Origin of the sequence: Coprothermobacter sp., assembly GCA_013824685.1 — a bacterium.
Lineage (GTDB): Bacteria > Caldisericota > Caldisericia > Cryosericales > Cryosericaceae > Cryosericum.
Genome location: PNOG01000022.1, coordinates 59,217 through 83,982, shown reverse-complemented (window position 1 = coordinate 83,982; position 24,766 = coordinate 59,217). Strand labels below are relative to the sequence as shown.

Sequence of the window (24,766 nt, the reverse complement as noted above, 5' to 3'; positions counted from 1 at the left end):
CCTCTGTCATCCCCGCGGAGGCGGGAATCCGGCCTTTCTTCCATCGGGCGACAGCATGTTACAACAACTACGACTGTCCCTTGTTACAAGTGGACAGCGCATGGGTCGCCACTATACTGTTGAAGTTATCTCCAGAAGGGGAGGCACCTCTGTAATGCCCGAGAACGACCAGAAAACGAATACGTCGCGCCGATCGTCCCTGACCCGCCTCCTGCACAAGCAGTCGGTGGCCCAGGCGGCGGTGCTCATCGCTGTGGTCACGTTCCTCAGCAAATTCGTCGGCTTTGCCCGCGAGGTGGTCATCGCACGCCAGTTCGGCGCCACCGGCCAGACGGACGCCTTCCTTGTCGGCATGATGGTCCCCGGCCTGGTACTCGGCCTCTTCGCGGGAGGACTCAGCACGCTCATTGTGCCTTGGTATCTGGGCCACAAGAGGGAGGACCCGGAACGTGCCCGCCTGCTGGTCGACCAGGTGACGCTCGTGTGGAGTGCCATCTTCGCGCTCGTGTGCGTGGGCGTGTGGGTCTTTGCCCCCCAGCTGGTGCACATTTTCGCCCGCGGCTTCGAGGGCGCCCGCTACGACCTGGCCGTGCAGGTGACGCGCCTCCTCGTCCCCATGGGCTTCATGCTCATCATGACCGGCCTGTTCACGGGCCTCCTGCAGGCCGAGAGCAGCTTCCTCGTCGCACTCATGTGGACCTTTCTGGGCAACGTCGCCGTGGTGGTCAGTCTGCTCGTGTTCTCCTCCCGCCTGGGCATCCATGCCTGGACACTGGGACAGACACTGCTGGCCGTCGTGAGCTTCGTCCCGTTGGTCATCCTCGTGGCCAGCAAGAGGTATGGCTTCCTGAGGCGTTTCGACGTCCGGCACATGGACTGGCCCGCCATCCTGCAGTTTGCCGCCCTGCTCATGCCGCTGGTGCTCGCGGGTGGCGTGGGCACCCTCAACGTCATGGTGGACCGCTGGGTCGCCTCCCTCCTGCCGGAGGGGGCAATCGCGGCGCTCAGTTTCTCCAACCGCGTCTGGACCATCCCGATTACCCTGCTTGCCGGCCCCATCGCGACGGCGACCTTCCCGGCCTTCTCAGCCATGGCCGTGGACGGCTCGGCCCTGTATGCCATGGACGACAAGGTACGGCGCACCGTGGCTTTTCTCTCCTACATCGTCATCCCGTCGTCCGTGGGCATCGTGGTCCTGGCAACACCCATCACCCGCCTGCTGTTCCAGCGTGGGGCCTTCGACACGACGGCGACCACCATCACGGCCGCCTGCGTCCAGATGTATGCCCTGGGTCTCGTGTTCCAAGCGGTCCTGCCCATCCTGGCCAAGGTCTTCTATGCGTTCAAGAACACGGTGACGCCTCTCCTCGTCGGTCTAGGCATCGTGGGTGCCAACATGGCCGGCAACATCATCCTCAGCAGGTATCTGGGGGCTGCGGGTATCGCGCTCGCCACCACCATCACCGTCACGCTGGGCACGATCATCTACGCCCTCCTCCTGCGCCATTACTTCCGCGCGAAGGACCGGCACACCCGGGCGTACCCGCTCTGGGCCCAGATACTCAGGACCCTGCTGGCGACCGTCCCCGTCGGACTCATCGCCTGGCTGGGCCTCAGCTGGATCGCCCCAGTCACGGCGTTCATTCCACTGCTCCTCCGCACCATGGCTGTCTGTGGCGTCGCCGTCCTTGCCTACGCGGTGTGCAGCATCGCCCTGCACCTCGACGGCTGGCAGGCCATCATGGACCGCTTCAAAGGTCTGGCTCGCCGGCTGCGGAGCAGGTAGTCGTCTGTCATTCCCGCGAAGGCGGGAATCCATTCCTTGCCAGGTCTCAGGTGCTGAACTTGCCACTTTGGCCGCTGTTTACCAGCTGACCCCATATCGCTCCGTCATTCCCGCGCAGGCGGGAATCCATCCTTTGTATTTGCCTCTTCTTGTCTATGGGATATTGATGGACGGCTCGATGGCGTGCAGTGCGGCACGCGTGGCGTTTGCGTCATGACTGCGCGCGGCGTCCAGCAGGACGTCGACGACCGACATTTCGTGGGCTTGGTCGATGTCCACTACTTGGTCTTGGGGGAGCCCACAACCTGGGTATAGACGTCGAGGAGCTGTCTTCCTACCTTGGTGGAACCGAATCGGCTGACGCAGCGTTTCCTGCGGCCTTCATCATCCTCGAGTCGGCGCGACTCAGCAACCTCCGTCAGCGCCTCTGCTAGCGCATGAGGGTTGTCGATCTCCACGAGCAGTCCGTCATTGGGCGTGACGAAGTCCTCAGGCCCTCCGCAGCGAGTCACGACGACGGGCAGGCCGGTCGCCAGCGCCTCGGCTACTGCGAGGCCAAATGTCTCGACCCTGCTCGCAAGAACGAAGGCCGAGGCCTCCCACATTGCCTGCCGCACCTGAATCCGTGTCAGTGGTCCCAGGAAGCGCACCGCGTCCTCCAGAAGCAGATGCTGTACCTGATACATCAGGTTCAGCCACAGGGGACCTTGGCCGCCTATGTTCAGAGTCCACGAGCCGCCCGCTCGCCGGTAGAGAGCGAACGCTTCCAGCAGCGTGTCTATCCCCTTGTTGCTGTTCAGATTGGCTACGGTCAGGAAGCTATGCTGTGGCGAGACTCTGGGCGCAGGAGGGAGAGTGAAGAACTCTGCATCGACCATGTTCGGGATGACGGTAATGGGTACATCCGGCGCCACGGCAGAGACGTCGTGTGCCAAGCTCGAACTGACGCAAATGGTCCGCGCTGCGCCACCAAGGCACCGTACGATCCACGGCTCCCATCGCCCGTTCATCTTTCGGTGATAGGCCGATGAGTGCTCGGTGACGACATAGGGGATGCCTGTCTGCCTGGAAAGTCGCATGGCAGCAACGCCTCCCCACAGGGCACTCTGGGCATGGATAATGTCGGGCCTTCCGTACCTCTGTTCATAGATCCTGAATGCTTGCAGGCTGGTTTGGACGAACATTGTGGCACGGATATGCGGAATGACCGGGTTCCACGCGTGCAGGAGTACCGTATGCACGCCGGCATCGTCAGCGCAGGTCCACTGAAAGTGGTTCTGGGCAATGCAGAAAAGAGACAGCGTTCGCAATGACCGCAGTGCAGGGTAACAGACGCCGGTTTCGACCCCGAGCGCCAGTACGGCAAGCGCTTGGTCGACAAAGTACGGTCCCAAGCTGGGTTGTCCAGGAGTGGGATACCACGAGGGAATGAACAGAACGTGCATCAACCATCCCCAGCCAAGCTCATGGCACAACGATGGTTCAATGCAGCGACCATCGAAGCTCCGGCCAGTCTTCCACGGTCCTGGCCAGTTCCTCCAGCATGGAGCGGTAGTCCGGAACCCGGAAGTCGAAATCCGTCCTCGTACAGATGAGAGTCCGACGGCTGTGAGGTCTCTGCTGTCTGACAATCCGGATCCCGTGTACGCCGAAGGCTCTGGCCATTTCCTTCAACAGCCGATATTTCGAGATTGACGTGTCCGAGACCAGGTGATACAGTCCACACAGATCAGACGAGATGGCTGCCTCCACCGCTCTTGCCAGAACCAGTGATGTGACGCCGGTCCACTGGACACCGGCATACCCCGGCACAACTCCGGTTTGCCGAAGAAACCACTCCAGGAGTCCGTTCCCGTCTGGTCGGATCTCGGGACCGACGATGGACGTCCGAAATGTCAGGTGACGGCCCGATTGTACTTCTCCCAACATCTTCGTGCGCGCGTAAGCAGTCGTACCGTCCGGCACAGCTGTTTCAGTGTAGTCACCGGTGTTCCCAGCAAAGACGCAATCGGTGCTCAGGTGAATGAGCTTGAAGCCGAGGCCGTCTCCCCAGGCTGCCAATTCGTATGGCAAATAGCTGTTCAGCAGGATAGCACGCCTGAGGTCAGCATCTGCAGCGGCATTCAAAACACCTATGCAGTTGACGACAACTGCCGGTTTCACCGCCGTCAGCACAGACAGAAGCCGGCTCGAACTCTCGACGTCAGCGCGAATCTGAACAAAACGAGATGCAGGCCCGCGGTCGATGCCGACCACCTCAAAGTGGTCTATTCTCGACAAGTAGTCCAGAATCATGTGGCCGGCCAGTCCGCGCGACCCCAGGACAACGACTCTCGTCCTGCTGCTCATGACCTCATTCACGGGGCCTCTCCCTCTGCAAGTCATCCACCTGCGGTCGAGTCTGGCATTTGAAGCAACAGCTCGCAGAACACGATGGAAGCTTCACCATGCTGCCTACGCGCTCGTCCTGACCGCAAGGCAGCGTTTGACTGCTGCCAACAGCCATCTGCAGACCGCACGGAGATCGCCTGCACGCATCAGGCCGCGCGCTTTCTGCCAGCGACGCGGCCATACCGTGCTCCGCATGGCGTAACGATAGGCGGTGACACTGCCACCGTACATAGCAAACACTCTCATGCGCTCTGTATCGACCGATTTCGCGTACCACGATTGCTGCGAGGTCTGCAGTGCATGATTCCTGTACGCCCCAAGCCTCCCCGGGACATAGAGTATGTCGTCCCTCGCTGCTGCGAATACGCGTATCAGCCATTCCCAATCGCCACAGAGGTGAAAGGACTCATCGAACCAGAGTCTCCTGTTCATGACGAACTGTCGATCGATGAACACCGAACTGTGTCGGACAACGCACCACGTCAGGAGATCGCTGGAAAACAGCGGCCCATGTCCCGTAACCTGATAGGGCAAGGGTGCACCGCCGGCATCCAGTTCGAGACTGTCACCATACAACACCTTGACTCCAGGATGCCAAGCGCGCGCAACGGCGGACAGCGCACCCGAGCCCGCATACATGTCGTCGGCACAGATGATCGTCACCAAATCCCCAGTTGCCGCCCTGAGTCCTTCGTTCTGAGTGGGGTACTGACCACAGTTGGGGTGACCCCACCACCGGATGCCGGCCGATGCCTGGAGCGTTTGCAGCGTCCAACCTCCATCATCCGATCCATCGTCGATGACGATGTGCTCAACAAATGGGTAGTCCTGCTTCTGTACACTCTCCAAGAGGTCCAGCAGATAGGGATTGCCATTCCTGACAGGCGTAATCACCGAAATACGGGGCAGGGATGCCGATCCAGTCTCGTTGTCCGCCGACCTGCAGTCTGTCAAGCTACCCCTACCGTCCATATTCAAAACGCCCCCTGGCTTTCCTGCCGCCGCTCGTCGTACGAACCATCTCTCATTTTCCGCTTCATACCTGACGTTGACCTGCAAGGACGGTTCAGGTAAGGTACGACCTTCCCGCCCGCTCAAATGAACACACTGGATGACGTCCAGCCGTCAGTTCGACGTACTGGACAACGGACTCCTTCTTCTCGCCGATAAGTTGAGATGCTGTCCTGGAAGCAGAAAGGGCGGGGTGCTATCCCCGCCCCGGAAGAAACATGCGCGTATCGCGTCTAGAGGCTAGGGAGCATGAGGAGTCCCCATGTTGCCGTTGTTGTACGCGTCCAAGATGCCGGCAAGCTGATTAAACTGCGTGAAAATAGCCTTCTGAGCAGGTAACCCCTTCTTGAAACTCATGACTTCGGCGGGCGTGTAGAGGCTGAGCAGTGCTGTCGCCTGATCAAAGGCAGTCTGAACGTCTCCGCGCATCCACGCTCCATCCAGCGTATCGAGTTTCGCCGCGACGTATTGGTGAGCAAGCTGGTAGTAGGCGTCTCCACCGCTGACGTTCTCCTGCAGAACGCCGAAGTATGTCTTTCCGCTAAGGAAGAACGGGGTGTTCTCACCCAGAATCGCCCAAGTATCATCGTATGGTGCAGGTCCGCGTGACGAGTGTGTCTTCCAGTACCCCCATGTGTGCGTGTAGCCGGTCGCCTGGTATTCTACGTCCAGCTGGAAGATGGTGGCGCCGGGGTTGTTGTACCATGCTGGTGTTCCATAGTTGCCGTCGTCAGGCGCGTAGTACTCGTTACCCGCCAAGACATACAGCGTGTTGGTGCCGCTGACAAGGTCTACAACAAGAGATGAATACGTACCAAGACTCTTCCAGGCGGAACCGGGCAGGCTCCCCTCACGCAGATTCGACATCTCCCACCCTGCCCCACTCAGAGCCGGGCTGCGGTAGTGGGTACCGTTGTTCACCCATACTTCGTAGCCGTTGTCCGCGGCGACTCGAAGAGTCGCGGTGACCGGGTTGCCAGGGACGGTGAATGCCGTCCGAAACAGTACGACCCGCCCATTGACGTCAGCAAGTGGGTCAAACAGGGGGTCAGCCGGCGAATAGCTTGCCGGGCCATTGGAAAGACGGGTCTCCCAGATCCAGTCGGCTGAAGATCCGTTCGCCTGGAACCACGCGATGCCGGTGTCCCAGACCGTGCCGGTAGCATCGGGTGGCTCCGCCGCGTAGACGTACGGCTCGGAAGCCCTGACGACCGGGAGCGGTGAACTGCTACGGTCGACGACCGAGGTGATCCCTCCCGCCTTGTTATAGACCTTGGTAATGGCGATGTCGGTCCCAATATCATCGCTCACCACGGTCATGCTGGCCGTGGCGGCACTAACAGTCGATACTCCTGGCATGGCCAGGACGGTGGCCAGAACCAGCACGAGCAATACAGAAAGTAGTTTCTTCATTGTTGACCCCTCCATCTCCTTGATTGGAATTTCGCCTTCGCGAGCCAAGGAGAGCCATGTCGCAATGTATTCTTCTAGTTCGCCAGAATCGAATGACCATCGTTCCATATGAACAAGACAGCTCAATCATGCAGGTTCAAGAAAAGCCGAAAGCAGGGCAGACAGAACATGGGTGATGGCCGCCACGGCGACCACAGAGACTGGGAGCTAATCTGCTCCGTCTTCACGCGCTGTCACTTCGATGACCTTGCGGTCCGTGTGCCAGCGTCAAAGAGAACAACCGAAACCTACTGGGATAATTATCTTAGGGATCGTTTTGTTGTCAAGTGGGCGAGCGCGTGAACGGACGGCACCGGAGGACTCATCTGCAAGGCGACCTGTCTTCGGTCTGGGTCACCCCGCCGCCAGACTGTCGGTTGCCCCCAAAGAGAACTGATTCATCGCGGGTTGATGTCAGAAACCACCCAGTACCGTAGTCGGGTCCACCGTCTCGTTGGACGGCGTTTTTCCAGCCATCCCCAGATGACGTGGCGTCGTCCAATGTTCAGGATGGTCGCGCCGGTGGAAGCCAGCTCCCTTGGCATGCCGCTGGTAACGTCGGCAACCACCCAGATCCCCTGCTCCGTCATTCCCGCGCAGGCGGGAATCCAGCTTTTGTCCTTGTCTGTCGTCTACGGGATGTTGATCGATGGGTCGATGGCGTGCAGTGCGGCGCGCATGGCAGTGGCGTCATGACTGCGTGCGGCGTCCAGCAGGGCGTCGACAGCTGAGCGAAGCACGGCCAGGTCTGCGCACGCGGGACACTCGACACGCATGATGCTCTCGTAGCTGGTCGGCACGACGTGCTCCACGGACGACCACAGCTCCTCGGTCATCTTCTCGTTGCCGCGGTTGCCGGTGATGACGATGCTGGCGTCGCGCCCGACCTCCAGCCCAGCCAGCTTGATGTAGCTGCGTGCCAGGTCAAGAATCCGGATGGGCTCGCCCATGCGCAGGATGAAGATGTCCCCTCCCTGCGTCAGCGCACCGGCCTGCAGGACCAGCTGCACTGCCTCGGGGATGAGCATGAAGAAGCGCTCCATGTTGGGGCCGGTGACCCGCAGCGTGCGGGTCTCCTGCAGCTGTTTCTGAAAGGCATCGGTGACACTGCCCGTGCTGCCCAGCACGTTCCCGAAGCGGACGCTGGTCGCCCGCAGGCGCTCACGCCCGTCGTTCACCTGGACCACCAGCTCGGCGACACGCTTGCTCGCGCCCATGAAGTTGATCGGGTTGACCGCCTTGTCGGTGGAGATGTTGACGAAGCGCTCGGCCCCATGCGACACAGCCAGCCGCAGGAGGGTACGTGTCCCTCCGACGTTGTTGAGGATGGCTTCCTCTGGGTTCTGCTCCATCAGCGGCACGTGCTTGTGTGCTGCGGCATGGAAGATAATGTCGGGGCGGTACGTATCGAACAGCCAGGTCATGCGGGCCTCATCGCGCATGTCCCCGATGACGGGCACGGAACACGTCACGCCTTGGCGCTCCTGCAGCTCGCGGTCGATGCGGAAGATGCGGTTCTCCCCCCTGCCCAGCATAATCAGCTGTGACGGGTTGAGCCGCGCCACCTGCCGGACGATCTCGGAGCCGATGGAACCGCCTGCGCCTGTCACGAGGATACGTTTGCCCTCTACATAGGCCCGCACCGGCCCCAGGTCCGTAGACACCGGCGTCCTGGCCAGCAGGTCCTCCAGCTGGATCGGGCGCAGGTCGTCCACGTGGATGGATCCGTCCACGAGCTCCCACATGCCCGGCAGGGTCCGCACCTGCACATCAGTGTCAGCCAGAATGGACAGGACCGCACGGGTCACGGCTGCAGCATGCGACGGGATAGCGATGACGGCCTGCGTAGCCTGGGTACGTCGTGCCATATCTGCGATCGTGGCCACAGGGCCAAGCACGCGCTTACCGCGCACGGTGCACCCCCGCTTGGCCGGGTCGTCGTCGATCAGCCCGACCACCTTGCCCAGCTCAGGGTGCGCCTCGAACTCGCGCAAGACCATGTCCCCAGCATCGCCGGCCCCTACGATCAGAACACGGGCCGCGGGCGTGGTATGCTGAGCCGGTTCCTCGACCCTCGCCTGCCATGTGTGTCGCCCATACCGCCACCGTGCTATGGCGCGCACGCCTGCCATGAACAGGAAACAGAGTACGGCGGATGCTGCAAATGCACCCCGCGACCATTGTACCTCTCCACGCATGGCTAGCAGCAGCGGCAGGGCCAGGACCTTCGTGAGTCCGACGACGATGGCCACACGCACCACATCCCGCAGACTGCTGTACGACCACAGCGCCAGCGGCGTCTGCAGGAGCACAGACACTGCGACAAACACCAGGTTCTCCACCAGCCCTGGGAACCTCAGGGTGTAGACAAGAGACCACGGCGCCGCACGGAAGTCGAGCCGAGCGAGAACAGCCACGACCGTGGCGACGTTGAGCATGGCTACGTCCACAGCCAGCCGTCCCACCACAGCCATCCATCCATTCTGTCGCTTCCATCGCAATGCCATCATGTCCTCCTCACGGCTCTCGTCTGCACATACCAGTATAGGCATGAGAGGACAATCACCACACCCGTGAGCACCCCAACAACGGCACCCCAGCCCCAGCGGCTCGAGACAAGAACCAGTATACTGACAGCCAACTGAATTCCAGCATACGTGACTGCAACAGCAGGGTGTGCCCATCCGAGTTCGTTGACCAGGCGCTGATAGGCGTGCATGCGATGAGCTTCAAACAATCGTTTATGCGTGCGCAGGCGAGCCAAGAGCGTCAATCCCGCGTCAACGTAGAAGACAGTCATCGACCCCAGTGCGCACAAGCCCCATACAGGTTGTTCCATCCACAGTCGCAGTGCCAGGAGTGCTGCAGTGAACCCCAGAAATGTACTACAAACATCCCCCATGAAGACGCGCGCCCTGCCGCGCAGATTGAGCGGCAGAAATCCACAACATGCGGCAGCGATGATGAGCGCAGTTTTGGCGATCTCTGTATCCCTTGCAAAGGTAAACGATAGCACAGCGATCATCCCGAAGACGACAACCCCCATGAGCCCGGCCATGCCATTTGAACCGTCCATGAAGTTGTAGATGTTGGTTGTGCCAACGAGGAGCAGGACAAGCATGATTGCCACGGCTCCCACAATCAAGACCGGCAGGTTGGTCTGCCTCAGCAGCCACAGTGTGCTCAAGCCTGCCAACATGCATTGCACGAGGAGGCGCAAGCGAGATTCGACGTGCCACCGATCGTCGACCAGACCTAGGAACCCGATGCCAGCCATGGGCAGCCAGGCAGCAACGGGCAATCCATAGGCAACCCCGGCCACAACACCTGCAATGGAAATGCCAAGTCCGCCTGCCCGCGGCGTCGCCTCGGTATGGCTGCTGCGCCCATTGGGAGCGTCGACAAGCCCTATGTTGGCACCATATGTCGCGACTAGAAGGCCAACGCCGAAGGTCATGAAGCACGCTCCTATCGCCCAGGCGAGTAGAATCACCGTTCGGCTCCCGCTGATGAGTCCATACGTGCCAACTGTAACGTGAGTCCTTCCTCAAAGGAACGCGGCGCAAAGCCGAAAGCCGCCCCTGCTGCCGACCAGTCAAAGGCACGGTCATCGGTGGTGCGCCAGACTTGTTCGCCGCTGAAGCGAAAACGGGGAATGAGGAAATGGGCTGCCTCAAACAATGCTGCTGACGCGCTCACTGGCAGATGCACAAAGCGGGGCGTGGTACCGACCGCCGCCGCAATGGCCTCGATGAACTGGCGATAGGACAGCGGTGCTCGGCCAGACACGTTGTAGAACCCAGCAGGTTCGCAGTGCTGCCGCACGGCTGCGACAACGGCAGATGCCACGTCAGCGTCATAGACAGGCTGAATCAGGGCATGACCATCGCCGAACATGGGGAAGACACTGTGCCTCCTGAACCACGACAGCAGGACAGACACGTTACGGTCGCCAGCATGCCCATAGATCATTGTTGGGCGCAGCACAACACACCGAACTGCTGGGTGCTCCATCAGAAATGACCGAAGAAGCTCCTCATCGTGTACGTACTCCTGTGACGCCGACTTGAACCGGGAAAACACCCCGGTTGTCCCGACCACAACAAGCTGCCGTGCAGCGCTTGTCCGCATCAGGGGAAGGAGCTGTGGCAAGAACATAATCCCCGCAGCATGCACAACCATGTCACACCCATTTGCTGCTAGTTCCCACGGGCCGGGCTCAAGCAGGTTCCCAGAGACGACCGTCAACTTCTCGTGCGTCAGTGGAAATCGACCGGGAGACCTGCTGAGGACTGAGACATGTTCAACCTCTCCATCGCCCAGCACGGAGCGCAGGGCGAACATTCCTACCGTAGAAGTTGCCCCTGTCATGAAGCAGTTCATCAGATCACCATCAATTCCACTGACATGTGTTTCTCCAGATCACTGTCCCTCTTCATGCTGCGTTGATGACGAGCTGCTACGGCAATCCTGAGAGCACTTCAACAAACGATGAGATGCACTGAGAGCGCGAATACTTGGTTTCCGCAGCTCTGAGCGCGTTCCTAGCCAGCCTGCTTCTCAGCTCATTGTCCGATACTATGAGCCGGACCGCATCAGCGAACTGCTCGGGAGACTGGCACCTAATGCCGCTGGACGTCTCCTTAACCATATTGGCAAGATCGCTGCTTTGTTCAGCCAAACAGATGACGGGCAAACCGGTGGCCATGTAAGTGGTGACTTTGCTTGGCACGGCCATTCCCCTGAGATGTGGATGTAATGACACAAGGCCACAACCAGCCAGCTTCAGCAGACTGGAGTACCTCGTTCCAGTCTGGAAAGGTACAACCCTCAGATTTGGAATGGCTCCGCTCGTCTCCTCGTTGCGCAATCGTTCATACTGACCGCCCCCTCCGGCGAAGCAGAACAGAACGTCTGTCATGTGACTGCATGCTGCCAAGCACCGGATAAGCAGGTCCGCATCCTGAGCGAAACCGAAGTTGCCAGCGTACAACACAAGAAACCGGTCGCCCAACCCCAGAGAACGCCGCCAGTAGTCAACAGCCTCGATGTTGACCAGGCTAGGAGTCTCTACCTGGGAGGCCCAATTGGGAATTACGTGCACCTTCTCCAGTCGCAGTCCATAGTCTGCGCAAAGCAATCTTTTCATGTCTTCTCCCACTGTCACCACAGTGTCGGCCGCAAGCAGAGAAACCCGATTGAGCGATTTCATAGCACGTACTGCCAATGAGTTTTCACGTAACTTGCCGACTGCTACGGCGTTCTCAGGGAAGAGATCATGCACGAGAGCAACATACCCGGCGGCAGTACGCCCACGCTTGAACAGCCACCCTAGCGATAATGCTGGTGCTGGGTTGGTGACGACAAGAATGCGATGGTATTTCCGCCGCCAGAACGGCACGTGCACCAAACACTGGAGCATGAACCAGGCCCAACTTGCGGTACGACCGGCGCCCAAATGACGACTGACCCTCAGTTCGGACAGGCGAGTCACCTTGACGCCATGCCAATCTTCCCGTGACAAAACGCGTTCGTGCGCAAGATACGAAGGCTGCCCACAGACTACGTCAACACAGATTCCTTTCTTGACCAGGTCCTCTGCCAGTTCTGTCATAATGCGACCGGTCCCCGAAGCCGTGTCGGGGTAGAAATACTCGGTCAGAATCAGCAGACGATCCTGCTTCATGTGGTTCGGTTCCACACGACCCTGCGCACATAGTCTGTGTAGCTCAGGATGATGCGCAGAACCTTTTCGGATACGTTCGGGACAGCATAGTCGGGGGCCAGACGCAGCGTACGGTCGGCTCCGCGGGGCTGGGCTTCAGCCACCTTGAGCGCTTCCATAACGCGTTCGGGCCGCAACCCCGTCATGATGACCGCAGCTTCCTCCATCCCCTCGGGCCGCTCGTGTGCCTCGCGCAGGTTGAGCGCGGGGAATCCCAGGATGTTAGATTCTTCCGTGATCGTTCCGCTGTCGGACAGTGTACACCGTGCGTCTAGTTCAAGCCGGACATAATCGAGGAACCCGAGCGGCTTCAGGAAGCTGACACCAAGGGGCACCTGCACATGACGCTCGTCGAGCCATTTGCGCGTGCGCGGGTGCGTGCTCACGACGATAGGTCTCTCCAGACTGCTCAAGTGGCGCAGGACGGCAATGAAGGCATCAAAGTGTGCCTCATCGTCCACGTTCTCCTCGCGGTGCACGCTCACGACGTAGTACCCTTCGGGGGTGAGTCCCAGTCGGCTCAGCACATCGCTGGCCTGGATTGCCGGCAGGTAGTGATGGAGGACCTCGTACATCGGGCTGCCCGTCGTAATGACGCGGTCGGGGGCGACGCCTTCGCGCAGGAGATACTCTCGTGCGATAGAGCTGTAGGGCATGTTGATGTCGGCGATATGGTCGACGATACGCCTGTTGGTCTCCTCGGGCACGCGTTCATCGAAACACCGGTTGCCCGCCTCCATATGGAAGATCGGGATGTGACGCCGTTTCGCGGCAATGGCAGTGAGGCAACTGTTGGTGTCGCCGAGGATGAGGACTGCATCCGGGGATTCAGCCTGCAAGACAGGGTCGATGCGTGCAATGGTGAGCCCGATGGTCTCAGCCGCTGTCGCACCTGCGGCATGCAGATCGACGTCGGGCGCGCGCAGGCCCAGGTCACGGAAGAACACACCATTCAACTCATCGTCGTAGTTCTGGCCGGTGTGGACCAGGACGTGCTGGACGTGCGCGTCGAGGCAGGGAATAACACGAGACAAACGGATGATCTCGGGACGGGTCCCGACGATAGTCATAACCTTCATCTTCCTGCCTCCTGTGCCAGAACGGGTTCACTCCAAGTGTCTGGCTTCCCCGCATCAAACAGCTCACCTGACCAGAACAGGGTCAGGAGCGGTGCTGACCCGGTATTCTCGATGCTGTGTGTACAAAAGGTCGGCATGTCCACGTAGCCCGGTGCTTCGCCAGTCAGATCGTAGGTATGGACGTCAGGAGTGAACAGTCGCCGCAGGCGAATGCGTCCGCTGCCACTCAGCACAGCGAAGCGCTCCACCTTATGCCGATGGTAATGGTTGCCCCTTGTGACCCCGGGCTCAGTCCATGACACAAACGTCTGACCGGTTCCCTGTGACCGCGCCACCTCCCATAGCGTACCACGTGGGTCTGTATGGACGTCGAAGATGCCCTGAACCTGGTCGGGAAAGCGGAAGGAGCGCAGCGTATTGAACAACTGCAGGTCGAACGAGTCAGCAAGAAGGGGAAGCGTACCACCGGAATACGAGGCATTCAGCCCCTGGAGACGACTCAGGATCTCAGAGACCAGCAGGGGATTGTGGCCTGGCACGCGGACCACGCCCGCCGCCCCGTCATGAGCGAGCGCAACGAACTTGGCAGCTACATCCTGAGCCGCGATAAGTTCGAGGGGAGCATCCGCTACAATGTGGGGCTCCTCCCCATGCACGAGCTGGTGGCAGAAAGTCGCAACCACTGAGTTGTAGAACGGACGGCCGAACTCGCCAAAGACGTTCGGCAGGACAACGGTGGTAAGGTGCGCCCCGCAGCTGTCCGCCCATGTCTGCAGGTGCTGGGCGCAGACACGCTTGGCCTCGCCATAGGTATTGTCACGATCGATCTGGATGGAGGAGGCAAACAAGATGTGGGGCATGCGGCCGGACCGGCGTAGGGCAGCAATGAGCCGATCCGTGATGGCCAGGTTGCCGTTCAGGACCTCATCGTCGGTGCCACGGTTGATGCCGGCGAAGTGGACGATGGCATCGGATGTCGCGGCGAGGTCGTCGAGCGCATTGTCGTCGGCAAAGGATGCTTGGTCACAGGGCACAGCAGTATCTTCTGTCGTATCTCCGTGCAGCAAACTCCGCAGATGCCAGCCGAGGAACCCATCCGCACCTGTGATACCAATATGCATCTCAGCTCCCACGGGAGAACGACGAGCCTGTCCCGCCATTCACCTCATGGTGCACCTCGCGCAGCGCAGCCAACTTGTTCATGATCTCCTGCACCGACAGGCGCTGGGTCAAAGCCGAGGTGTAGTCGTTCGTCATCAGGACACCTTGGTCACCCTCACTCACGTACTTCTCGTAGTTGAGGTCGCGGTCGTCCATGCGCACGCGGAAGTAGTCGCCCATGTCCTCCGCCCGGTGCAATTCGGCAGCCGTCGCCAGCGTCTCGTGCAGCTTCTCGCCATGACGCGATCCGATAACCTGAATGGGCGCGTCGGAATGGAACAGCTCCTTGAGAGCCAGTGCCAGATCACCGATGGTACAGGCCGGCGCTTTGCGGATGAACAGGTCGCCTGGCTCGGCGTGCTCCATGGCAAACAACACCAGTCCAATAGCTTCGTCCATCGACATCAGAAAACGGGTCATCGTGGGTTCCGTGACCGTCAGCGGTTCACCCCGTTTCATCTTCTCGATGAACAGCGGAATGACTGAGCCACGGGAACACATCACATTGCCGTAGCGGGTCACGGTGATGACCGTCTGTCTGGTGTGCCCGCTGTCCCTCGCTGCCGCATATGCCGTCTTCTCCATGAGCGCCTTGCTCATGCCCATGGCGTTGATCGGCTGAACTGCCTTGTCGGTACTCAGGCACACGACACTCTTTACCCCGTGAGCGATAGCTGACTCAATAACATTGTTGCTCCCCAGCACGTTGGTCATGACCGCCTGAACCGGGAAGAACTCGCAGGAGGGCACCTCCTTCAGCGCCGCAGCATGGAACACATGGTCGACGCCCTCCATGGCATGGTCGACACTGGCACGGTCCCGCACGTCACCCAGATAGAACTTGACCCGCGGGTCGTGCAGCTGCTTGCGCATGACCTCCTGCTTGAACTCGTCTCGGCTGAGGACCCGAACTTCCTGCACACCCCGAGCAAGCGTGTACGTCAAGAAGGCATGGCCAAAGGAGCCGGTACCACCGGTGATCAACGTGCATCGCCTGTCACCCTGAAATCGTGCGCTCATCTGAACCCTCCTCTCCCTGTCGTGAGTCTACTGCTGCCGCAAAGGCTCCCGCATAGTGACCCGCCCGCGGGCGCTCAAGAAGCATAGCATCGTGAATTGCTCTGTCGTCAGTACTTGCGAAACGCCAACGGATGAACTTAGCTGGTACACCACCAACAACGGCATAGGGGGGGACATCGTGTGTCACGACAGCACCTGCTGCTACGATTGCCCCTCTACCGATGGTCACTCCAGCAATGATGATGCATCCAAAACCCAACCACACGTCAGCTCCTATCGATGTCCTTCGCAGTGCTGCACGACCCGAAAACTCCGTGGGTACCCCAGGTCTGTCATACCGATGATCCCCTCCGACTATGGCGACCCGTGGTGCTAGCATCGTGTAGGCTCCAATTTCCACGCCAGGACCTATAGTGCAGCTTGGGCCAATATAGACATACTCATGTGTCTTGATGTCGCTGGCAAGTCTGCTCCATCCCGCAAGGTGCGTTGTCGTGTGAATTCCAGTTGTATGCAACATGAGCTTCTTGAACTCTGTACGCACTCGGTGTACCGTCGCATAGAACCATGGCATATTCCTTAGCATTCCGGACTCCTCTATTCTCTGGCGACCAGTCCCCATGGCCACAGCTCCCTGCAAACAGTGTCTCTCCACTTAACTCCATTGTAGCAGAGATAACATCATCGGGCCTTAGCCAATCAGCGGTACTGCCAGCAATGGGCCGCTGACACATGGGGCCAAACCTCTCATCAATGATCTGGTGATTCTGTCGGCGAACTGCCTCTGTTGGTAGACCTCCTGGATATCCACGCGTCATCACCTCGTTTCTTCACCAGCGATCATCTTTTCGGGGGCCGACGCGAAGGTCAGAGACTGTCGAGCTATTGCAGCATATGAAAAACGAGGGGCTACTTCACTCGCCGACTTCACCAGGTTCGGAAGGAAGGCATCATCCAGAGCCTTCTTGAGGCACTCATAGATCTCAGCAGGTTCAGCCGATTCAAGCAGAATGCCATTTCCTCCTGCAGTCAAATCCTCACGCCCCGGAACATGATGGAGAATGACAGGGAGCCCGCTCCCGACCGCCTGCACCCACACGGAAGACTCCGTGCCGGGCCAGACGCCAATGTCTGCCCCCCTCAACCACCACGCGAGTTCGTCTGCAGACACCCAGCCAAACAGCCCTATCCTTGTGTCGCCGCCAATAGCACCGACCAACTCCTGCGAAATGTCCGGTCCGATCGAACCAACAATCGCTAAGCGTGCTGCCTCGTCATCCAACATGCGAAAGGCACTCACAGTCTCGATTGCACGCTTGTTCCGGTCCAGCTTGCCGGCAATGACAACCACTCGTGTGTCCGACGGCCAATTCGCCTTGTGCCGCAGCCAAGCGTGAGCTTCGTCGCGCGGTGGCTGGTTCTCGTCATCGCATCCAAGGGGGAGAACCTCAACCAGGTTTGCAGGAATCCCATGAACCTCCCGCTCGAACTGGGCACATGCAGGAGTGACGGCGAAGACCTTGTCCACCAAAGGCAACACTCGCTGCAATTGCCACCGCCAGAATAACCCATGCCACAAGCGTGCCGAGACCCAGCTCTTGCCGCTGTTGGCGAAATTCAGATGCGAGTCCAAAGCCAGGAGAGTAGACGGATGTCTGATCTTGTAGGCGCCAGCGGCACGCAACGAATCCTCAGATGTATTGTGATGGAAAACGACTTCGGGCCTTGCTCGATTGAGCGCACTATACAGGCCAGACATGAATACGAGGGTATTCCCGCTAGGAGCAACAATGGACACAGTCCGCAATCGGATGATCGTTACTCCGTGGTCCTCGTGTTTTCCCGACCTCATGCACTGCAAGGGCGTGTTCGGATACTGAGGACTCCGAGTAGAAGTGATAATCGTGACATCGTTTCCCAGACTAGCTTGATACCGAGGCAGGTAGTTTTCCTGGTATCCCATACTATCCATGTACCACTGGTAGATATGTACGATTCTTAACCGATTGGACATTTCCTCTCCTCCGGTTCAAGGTGCAAATTCCACTGCTGATTGCGGCTCTGTCGGCAGCTCAGAACGGCGGCCAGGAGGACACCCTGACTCGTCCTTCTTATGGTCGCCTCGGCGACCGCTGCTGAATTGGCCGCCAGTCGCGCCTAGCGCCAGCAGCATAACCTTATAGCCAGCAGAAGCCAATGACACATATTCCTTCCAGAATATGCGAGGATCCAAGCCACTGTGCACCGTAGAAACGTGACCCAGCGTCTTCATGCAATCGTTCGGCTGGTCCATCATCTGCCCACTCCCGCCCGCAGGTTGTCCGGCACGTCGTTCAGCTCAGACCCGGAACCACCCTCAGCCGATATCGACCATCCGCTCGCTGAGCGCTGCTCCTTCGCTTCGGCCCTCCTCGTCTCGGGCCTCAGCGAAGTGGCCAGGACAGCCAAAGTGGTCAGGAACAGCCAGTTGGTCGAGTCAGCCATGTAGGTACTGTTCTCGAAAGCGGCAAACATGTATCCGGTGAGACCCAGCAACAGAATCAATCGGTACCTCTTTGCACCGGGTGATATCGTCCTGCCATCGCCGACAGGACGTATCGCCAAGCGCAGGAGCCCAACCAACCACAAGGCGAATGCGGCAAGCGAGAATACACCATACTCAGATGCAATCTCGGCAAAGAAGCAGTGCGGATTCACTAGGCCAAAGGTGTACAAGGGGGCCGCCCCCGATGCTACTGACGGTCCAAACCCGCCAGGGCCGACCCCCAAGCCAAGGTGCTGGAATGACAAGAACGCTGCGTCAATCATCAGGTTAGCCCTGGCCACTACCGAAGCATCACTTAAGAAACTAGAACTCAGTACAAGTAGCTTCGCCAGCCCGTAGTCTCCCCAGTTGACCATCACCACATATGCAATGCCAACCAGCAAGAATGCCGACATCGCCACACGTCCGCGCTGGCGACGCGTTGATGCAGCGATCAGCACAACGACCTCGACCATGCATCCCAGCAGTGCTAATCGCGCACCAGACATGACCAACAGCCCAACTGCCAGTCCCACCCCAAGATATTGCAGGACACGCGCGCGCGTAGAAGTCACGGAGACTGCCCCTCCAAAGAAAATGGCCAGAACGTACAGGAGATAGGCGCCATAGTTGTTCGGATTCCCTAGCGTTGCCATTGCGAATCTGTTGATCAGGAAATACGCGGGTGCGGTATCCAGTAGATATCCTGGCAAATGCCGCATGAAGACGATCTCCCACACCGCAATGACCGATGTGATAATGAAGCCGACCTGCCATCCGGTAATCAGTGCATCCCCGATCTGGCCCCACTCACATGGAAGCAGCCAAACAAGCACAAGTAACGCCAATCCGAAGGCGACAGCAGCCAGAGACTTGAGGCCAGCCTCAACGCCCGGTGACCACTGGAAGCCAACCGCGCCCAGGAGCCACCAGACCGCCACGACAAGCATCAGCGCGAGAGCCGGTCGTCTCAGCCTCTTCGAGTGCCGCGTGGCCGTAGCAAGTGCTAGAGGCAGTGCAGCTAGGATGACAAGACGGAAGAGAAAGACGTTCTGGCCAAACATCTGAAATCCTGACGCATACGACCCCAACGGTGCAGAAACAGCCAGCAAGAATGCGACCGCCTGAGACACGTGGATCAGGATAGCTCGTGAGCGCACCATCAAGTTCACCCCTTCCCCCTGTGGACTATCTGGGCGTAGACGTCGAGAAGCTGTCCCCCAACCCCGACAGAACCGAACCGTTTGACACACCGCTCACGAAGGTCCTCTACAACGTAAGACGAGGCTGTCCGCGCCATGGTCGCGAGCGCATTGGCTAACCCCAGCTGATCATCAGGCTCAACCAGCAATCCGTCATCTGGGGTGAGGATGCTCTCAGGCCCCCCACATCTCGTTGCGATGACTGGCAGGCCGGTCGCCAGAGCCTCTGCAACGACGAGCCCAAATGTCTCAACCCTGCTTGGGAGAACAAAAGCTGAGGCCCGCCACATTGCCTCACGGACCTGCCCCCGGGTGAGCTGGCCTAGAAACCTCACGGATTCCTCAAGATGCAGTCTTGTTGCCTGTTGCATAAGCTGCTGCCTAAGTGGGCCATCCCCACCTATCTCCAGATTCCAACGCCCCCCCGACTGTCTGTAGAGAGCAAAGGCCTCCAAGAGCACATCTATCCCCTTCTTCTGGTTCAAACCGGCAACTGTAAGAAAGCTCGGCGTCGAGTTGCCTTTGGGGGCGGGGGAAAGGGTAAAGAACGTGGCATCAACCATGTTGGGTATCACTGTGAATGACACTTCAGGTAGTGCCGTGCGAAGTTCATCCGCCAGAAATGGACTGACGCACCCCGCTAGCGACGATGCGCGAAAGCAGCGCTCGACCCAAGGCCACTCCCATGGACGTATCTCATGCCGCGGATAAGCCGAGGAGTGCTCGGTGACAAGAAATGGGATACCTTCTTCAGCGGACAATTGCATGGCAGCAACCCCGCCCCAGAGGGCACTCTGCGCATGGATGATGTCGGGACGTCCGAACCTTCTCTCGTAGATCCAGTAGGCCCTACGACATTCTTCGACGAATAGTCTAGCCCTTACTCTAGCTGACGGCACATTCCAGCCATGCCATCGTACGACGTGTACATCTCGCTCCTCGGCGCAAGTCCACTGCAAATGGTTCTCAACAAGAGACGGAAGGCTCAGAGCACGCAAGGATCGGAGCTCCGGATAGCACACACCAACCTCGGCTCCGAGCATCGACAGCGCAACGGCTTGGTCCGCAAAAAACGAGCCAGAACCGGGTGCTGCTACCGTCGGATACCAAGAAGGTATGAACAGGACGTGCATCACCAACGCCTAACTGGATCTGTCAGTCTGCGCCAGTGCAGCATGGAGTGCTCCCGCAACTCCCACGTCCGAGCCTTGGCGACTCTGTCCAATCGGAAGACTCAACACGCTTGGCACGATCGCGTCGACGTTCAAGGGCTCCTCTGGCAGTTCCTGTTGGCCCACGAAGCAGGGCTGCCGGTGTAGTGGTTCAGGGTAGTAAACCTGTGTCGGAATACCGGCCTGCGCCAGAGTCTCCTGGATCGCCGACCGTCGCTCCGCAGGCACCTTGATCGTGTACTGGTGATAGATATGCCTGCACTCCGGCATCACGTAGGGCACCTGGAGCCACTCGATATTCGCCAGCTCCTTGTCGTAAGCGGCTGCCAGCGCGCGTTTGCGCTCAGTCCACTCGTCAACGTGCTTCAACTTGACACGCAAGATGGCGGCTTGCATGGCGTCCAGCCGGCTATTGACGCCAAGTTCCTCGTGGTGATACTTGTGGCGCGCCCCATGGACATGGAGCATGCGCACATGCTCTGCCAGCCCGTCGTCGTTAGTCGTCACCATGCCACCATCGCCGTAGGCACCGAGATTCTTGGTAGGAAAGAAGCTGAAACACCCGATGTCCCCGATACCGCCCGACTGGCGCCCCTTGTAGGTGGACCCAAAGGACTGAGCGCAATCCTCCACAATCTTGAGACTGTACGTGCGCGCAAGCTCGAGCAACGGGTCCATGTCACAACATTGACCGTACAGGTGCACGGGAATGATGGCCTTGACAGCTGGTGTGTATGATGATTCGAGGTAGCGACGCACGCTGCCAGGATCAAGGTCGAAGGTGCGAGGATCAATGTCACAGAACACCGGCGTCGCTCCGAGTCGCACGATACAGCTGGCTGTGGCAAAGAAGCTGAACGGGGTCGTGATGACCTTGTCCCCCGGTCCAACACCCAGCACCATGAGCGCAAGCAACAGGGCATCGGATCCGGATGCAACGCCTATGGCATGCCGGACGCCCAGGTAGCTGGCAACCTCATGCTCGAAGGCCTCGACTTCCTCACCCAAGATGAAGTGCCCACTCTCAAGGACGCGGTGGACTGCCTCGTCAATTTCATCCTTGATTTCGTGGTATTCGCCTACCAGATCGACCATCGGGATCTGCTGTTTCTGCACGCTGCTCATTTCTTTCCCTCCTGGTTCTCCAGCAGCTGGTCCTCTGGCACATCCCGGAAGACGTGTGCTGGATTGCCCACGACAATGACTTGTGCAGGGACATCGTGCGTCACGACAGACCCAGCCGCCACGACACCCTGCTCACCGACCGTCCGGCCAGGCAGAATGGTCGCGTTGACGCCGATGCGGCCACCGCGCTTGACCGTAACGCCTTTGAAATGCTTGAAGCGCTCATTGCCACGTGCCATGTAGTTGTCATTGGATGTTGCCACCATGGGGGCAACAAAGACATCGTCCTCCAGCTCAGAATACGCAGTGATGTACGCGTTGGTCTCCAGCTTGCAGCGTTTCCCTATCGTGCAGCGATTCTCGATGGCAACGCCACGTCCGATAATCGTCTGCTCACCGATGGTGACCGCCTCGCGCACGGTCGCCAAGTCGGCTACCATGACCTGGCACCCGATGGAGACACCTGCATACAGGACACAGCCACAACCGATCTGGACATCGTCCGCGATGCTGCACGGACCGTAGTCCGTCACGGGAGGCAGTGCAGACCGAACACTGCGCATGGGACGCCGCCCAATGACGGTGTTGTCCCCCACCATGACATGGCAGCCCAGGCGACTTCCAGTCCGGATGACCACATTGTGCCCCAGCACACAGCCCTCACCCACCGCGACGTCGGCCTCGATGACCACATTGTCGCCCACGACCACGTCTGGTGCGATGCGCGCGTCTGGACTAATCGACATGCGAACCTCCGAGACGACTGTGGGGATATAATGTACCAAGCTTCACCGGCATCCCGGTCTCCATCGCCTCATACATGGCCGTGACAAGTTCCAGAGCTTTGCGACCCTCACCACCCTCAAACATATTCGGCTGTCCGGTGGACAGAGAGTCGAGGATAGACCGAAACAGTGCTTCGTGGCCAAATCCGTACACGTTGTCCGGAACATAATTGGCGTCCTGAATTCGCACGTCCTCAGGACGCTCTTCGACGAATGCCCATGTGCGCACTTGGTTGACAGCGAACCCTGCGATCTCGACCTCTCCCTTCTCGCCCAGGACCGTGATGGAACCTTCCAAGTCCTTTGGGTTAGCACAGGTCGTCGCCTCGAAGGCTCCGAGAGCGCCGGACTGGAACTGCCATGTCGCTACCGCAGCGTCCTCAGCCTCCATGCGATGAAGAAAACGGCGCGATGCTGCGTAGACGGAGGACACCGGCCCGCCAAGCCACTGCATGAGGTCCACGTAGTGGATGGCCTGGTTGGCGACACAGCCACCATCCTGGACCCATGTGCCCCGCCACGGCGCCTGATCATAATACTCTTGTGCCCGGTGCCACCGGACCCGCGACGTGACCATCAGGACACGTCCGAACCTGCCTTCATCCAGCGCACGCTTCAGCAGCTGGACCGGACCGTTGAACCGGTTCTGCTTCACAGTAAACAGCCGGACGCCCACTTCGCATGCCGTCTGGATCATTGCATCAGCATCCGACAGCCACAGTGCCATCGGCTTTTCCACGATGACGTTGCAGCCAAACCTCTTCATGACATCAATTGACACGCTGGCATGGTTGCCGCTCTCGGTACAGACGTTCACGACGTCGACTGGTTCATGCCCCAGCATGTCGCGGTACTCCGTGTACCACGGCACGCCAAGCTGCTCGCCAATTGCTTCGGCTTTGGACGCCACCAAGTCACACACACAGGCCAGCCGCGCCTGCGGGATCTTGGCGAGGGCGCTGACATGCTTGGGGGCGATACGTCCGCACCCTATGAGCGCGAATCGCACTGGGTTCTTCATTGTCTGTCTGTCCCATCCCCAAGCCTGAAGAGCTTGGGACCTTTGTGCTTGATCGCATTGCGCGTGTCGACGATGAGCCGCGCATTGTCCTCGACCATGGCATAGTCCACCGAGCTGTGATCGGTCAGGATCAGCACGCAGTCAGCGCTGTGCAGCACATCGGTGTCCAGGTGGGGGAGCGACCTTAGCGTCACTTCTGCAACACGTGCCTCGGCTACATGGCTGTCAAAGTAGCTGACGTCGGCTCCCCACCTGCGCAACTTCTCGAGCACTTTGAGCGCAGGGGACTCACGAAGGTCGCTGATGTCCTTCTTGTAGGCGACACCGAGTACGAGCACGCGTGCGCCACGCATGGCTCGACCGACTGAATTGAGCGCAAACGCTACCTTGTCTATGACGTAGCCAGGCATGGCATCGTTGACCTTGCCCGCCGTCTCGACAAACTCCAGGTCGATATCGTACTCCTTGGCTTTCCACGACAGGTAGAAGGGATCGATGGGGATGCAGTGCCCCCCGATGCCAGGCCCTGGGTAGAACGGCATGAAGCCATATGGCTTGGTCTTGGCAGCTTCGATGACCTCCCAGATATCCATGCCCATCTTTTCGCACAGGACCGCAAGTTCGTTGATGAGCGAGACGTTGACGAGCCTGAAGGTGTTCTCAAGCAGTTTGGCCATCTCGGCCGCCCGACACGAGCTGACGGGATAGACCTGGGGAACGACCAGCGCGTACAACGTACAGGCACGTTCCGTCGAAGCAGCGTCCAGTCCTCCAACCACTTTGGGTGTGTTCAGCGTGTTGTAGTGAGCGTTGCCAGGGTCCACCCGCTCGGGCGAAAACGCAAGATAAAAGTCCACTCCCGCCTTGAGACCGCTGCTCTCGAGGATGGGCAACATGACCTCATCGGTCGTTCCGGGATAGGTCGTGCTCTCGAGCACGACGAGCTCTCCTTTGTGAAGATACGGCACGAGAGCGCGTGAGACGTTCTCGATGTACGAGACGTCGGGAGCCTTGTTGATGGTCAGCGGTGTCGGCACACATACGACGACGGCGTCACAGCCTTCAAGGACTGAGAACTCGGTGGATGCCGTCAGGGCGCCGCTTGCAACCACCGCCTGAAGACGCGCAGGCGCCACATCATCGATGTAGGAGTCGCCGGCCTTTACTCGGGCCACCTTGTCGGCGTTCTGCTCCACACCATGGATGGTCAACCCCGCCTGGGCGAATCCCACAGCGAGTGGCAAACCGACGTACCCGAGACCAATGACACCTACTGAACGCGGTTTCCATTCTTCCATGCGATGCACTCCTT

Annotated in this window: 21 protein-coding genes; 1 reads left to right on the top strand and 20 read right to left on the bottom strand. The window is 59.3% G+C overall.

Annotation, left to right across the window (positions count from 1 at the left end; genetic code table 11):
* Window positions 1–55 precede the first annotated feature (55 nt).
* Window positions 56–1,786, top strand: a complete 1,731-nt coding sequence (gene mviN, locus C0398_07440; protein MBA4365810.1) for a murein biosynthesis integral membrane protein MurJ — start codon at window positions 56–58, stop codon at window positions 1,784–1,786.
* Between the two features lie 278 nt (window positions 1,787–2,064).
* Here mviN and C0398_07435 read toward each other — a convergent pair whose 3' ends face one another.
* The 20 genes from C0398_07435 to C0398_07340 all read right to left on the bottom strand — a co-directional run bounded on the left by C0398_07435 (window position 2,065) and on the right by C0398_07340 (window position 24,752).
* Window positions 2,065–3,231 (bottom strand): hypothetical protein, encoded by a 1,167-nt coding sequence (locus C0398_07435; protein ID MBA4365809.1) that lies wholly within the window; start codon window positions 3,229–3,231, stop codon window positions 2,065–2,067.
* A 37-nt stretch (window positions 3,232–3,268) separates the two neighbouring features.
* Window positions 3,269–4,171, bottom strand: a complete 903-nt coding sequence (locus tag C0398_07430; GenBank protein MBA4365808.1) for an NAD(P)-dependent oxidoreductase — start codon at window positions 4,169–4,171, stop codon at window positions 3,269–3,271.
* A gap of 69 nt (window positions 4,172–4,240) precedes the next feature.
* Window positions 4,241–5,149 carry a hypothetical protein gene (locus tag C0398_07425; protein MBA4365807.1) on the bottom strand — a complete coding sequence of 303 codons (909 nt, stop codon included), beginning with the start codon at window positions 5,147–5,149 and terminating at the stop codon, window positions 4,241–4,243.
* A gap of 279 nt (window positions 5,150–5,428) precedes the next feature.
* A complete protein-coding gene (locus C0398_07420; GenBank protein MBA4365806.1) occupies window positions 5,429–6,601 on the bottom strand; it encodes a hypothetical protein in 1,173 nt (390 codons plus the stop codon).
* 671 nt (window positions 6,602–7,272) lie between these two features.
* Complete coding sequence (locus C0398_07415) at window positions 7,273–9,324, bottom strand: polysaccharide biosynthesis protein (GenBank protein MBA4365805.1); 2,052 nt, start codon at window positions 9,322–9,324, stop codon at window positions 7,273–7,275.
* Entirely contained in the window at window positions 9,147–10,097 is a 951-nt protein-coding gene (locus tag C0398_07410; protein MBA4365804.1) for a hypothetical protein, read from the bottom strand. The genes C0398_07415 and C0398_07410 overlap by 178 nt, the downstream gene beginning before the upstream one ends.
* A gap of 32 nt (window positions 10,098–10,129) precedes the next feature.
* Entirely contained in the window at window positions 10,130–11,023 is an 894-nt protein-coding gene (locus tag C0398_07405) for a hypothetical protein (protein ID MBA4365803.1), read from the bottom strand.
* Window positions 11,024–11,099: 76 nt separating this feature from the next.
* Complete coding sequence (locus C0398_07400; protein ID MBA4365802.1) at window positions 11,100–12,341, bottom strand: hypothetical protein; 1,242 nt, start codon at window positions 12,339–12,341, stop codon at window positions 11,100–11,102.
* On the bottom strand, window positions 12,323–13,444 hold the full coding sequence (locus C0398_07395; GenBank protein ID MBA4365801.1) for a UDP-N-acetylglucosamine 2-epimerase (non-hydrolyzing): 1,122 nt from the start codon (window positions 13,442–13,444) through the stop codon (window positions 12,323–12,325). The genes C0398_07400 and C0398_07395 overlap by 19 nt, the downstream gene beginning before the upstream one ends.
* On the bottom strand, window positions 13,441–14,604 hold the full coding sequence (locus tag C0398_07390; GenBank protein ID MBA4365800.1) for a capsule biosynthesis protein CapF: 1,164 nt from the start codon (window positions 14,602–14,604) through the stop codon (window positions 13,441–13,443). The genes C0398_07395 and C0398_07390 overlap by 4 nt, the downstream gene beginning before the upstream one ends.
* Window positions 14,567–15,625, bottom strand: a complete 1,059-nt coding sequence (locus C0398_07385) for a UDP-glucose 4-epimerase (GenBank protein MBA4365799.1) — start codon at window positions 15,623–15,625, stop codon at window positions 14,567–14,569. The genes C0398_07390 and C0398_07385 overlap by 38 nt, the downstream gene beginning before the upstream one ends.
* Window positions 15,603–16,247: an acetyltransferase gene (locus C0398_07380; protein MBA4365798.1), complete on the bottom strand. Its 645-nt coding sequence runs from the start codon at window positions 16,245–16,247 to the stop codon at window positions 15,603–15,605. Before C0398_07380 ends, C0398_07385 begins: the two co-directional genes overlap by 23 nt.
* A 195-nt stretch (window positions 16,248–16,442) precedes the next feature.
* The gene (locus C0398_07375) at window positions 16,443–17,639 is read right to left on the bottom strand and encodes a hypothetical protein (protein MBA4365797.1); all 1,197 of its coding nucleotides are present in this window, start codon (window positions 17,637–17,639) and stop codon (window positions 16,443–16,445) included.
* Window positions 17,640–17,654: 15 nt separating this feature from the next.
* Window positions 17,655–17,921, bottom strand: coding sequence for a hypothetical protein (locus C0398_07370; GenBank protein ID MBA4365796.1), 267 nt, complete (start codon window positions 17,919–17,921; stop codon window positions 17,655–17,657).
* Window positions 17,918–19,321, bottom strand: coding sequence for a hypothetical protein (locus C0398_07365; GenBank protein MBA4365795.1), 1,404 nt, complete (start codon window positions 19,319–19,321; stop codon window positions 17,918–17,920). Before C0398_07365 ends, C0398_07370 begins: the two co-directional genes overlap by 4 nt.
* Window positions 19,318–20,484 (bottom strand): hypothetical protein, encoded by a 1,167-nt coding sequence (locus tag C0398_07360; GenBank protein MBA4365794.1) that lies wholly within the window; start codon window positions 20,482–20,484, stop codon window positions 19,318–19,320. The genes C0398_07365 and C0398_07360 overlap by 4 nt, the downstream gene beginning before the upstream one ends.
* Before the next feature lie 9 nt (window positions 20,485–20,493).
* Window positions 20,494–21,648, bottom strand: coding sequence for an erythromycin biosynthesis sensory transduction protein eryC1 (locus C0398_07355; protein ID MBA4365793.1), 1,155 nt, complete (start codon window positions 21,646–21,648; stop codon window positions 20,494–20,496).
* Complete coding sequence (locus C0398_07350) at window positions 21,645–22,394, bottom strand: UDP-3-O-(3-hydroxymyristoyl)glucosamine N-acyltransferase (protein MBA4365792.1); 750 nt, start codon at window positions 22,392–22,394, stop codon at window positions 21,645–21,647. Before C0398_07350 ends, C0398_07355 begins: the two co-directional genes overlap by 4 nt.
* Window positions 22,384–23,454, bottom strand: coding sequence for an oxidoreductase (locus tag C0398_07345; GenBank protein ID MBA4365791.1), 1,071 nt, complete (start codon window positions 23,452–23,454; stop codon window positions 22,384–22,386). The genes C0398_07350 and C0398_07345 overlap by 11 nt, the downstream gene beginning before the upstream one ends.
* The gene (locus tag C0398_07340; GenBank protein MBA4365790.1) at window positions 23,451–24,752 is read right to left on the bottom strand and encodes a UDP-N-acetyl-D-glucosamine dehydrogenase; all 1,302 of its coding nucleotides are present in this window, start codon (window positions 24,750–24,752) and stop codon (window positions 23,451–23,453) included. Before C0398_07340 ends, C0398_07345 begins: the two co-directional genes overlap by 4 nt.
* Window positions 24,753–24,766: the final 14 nt, after the last annotated feature.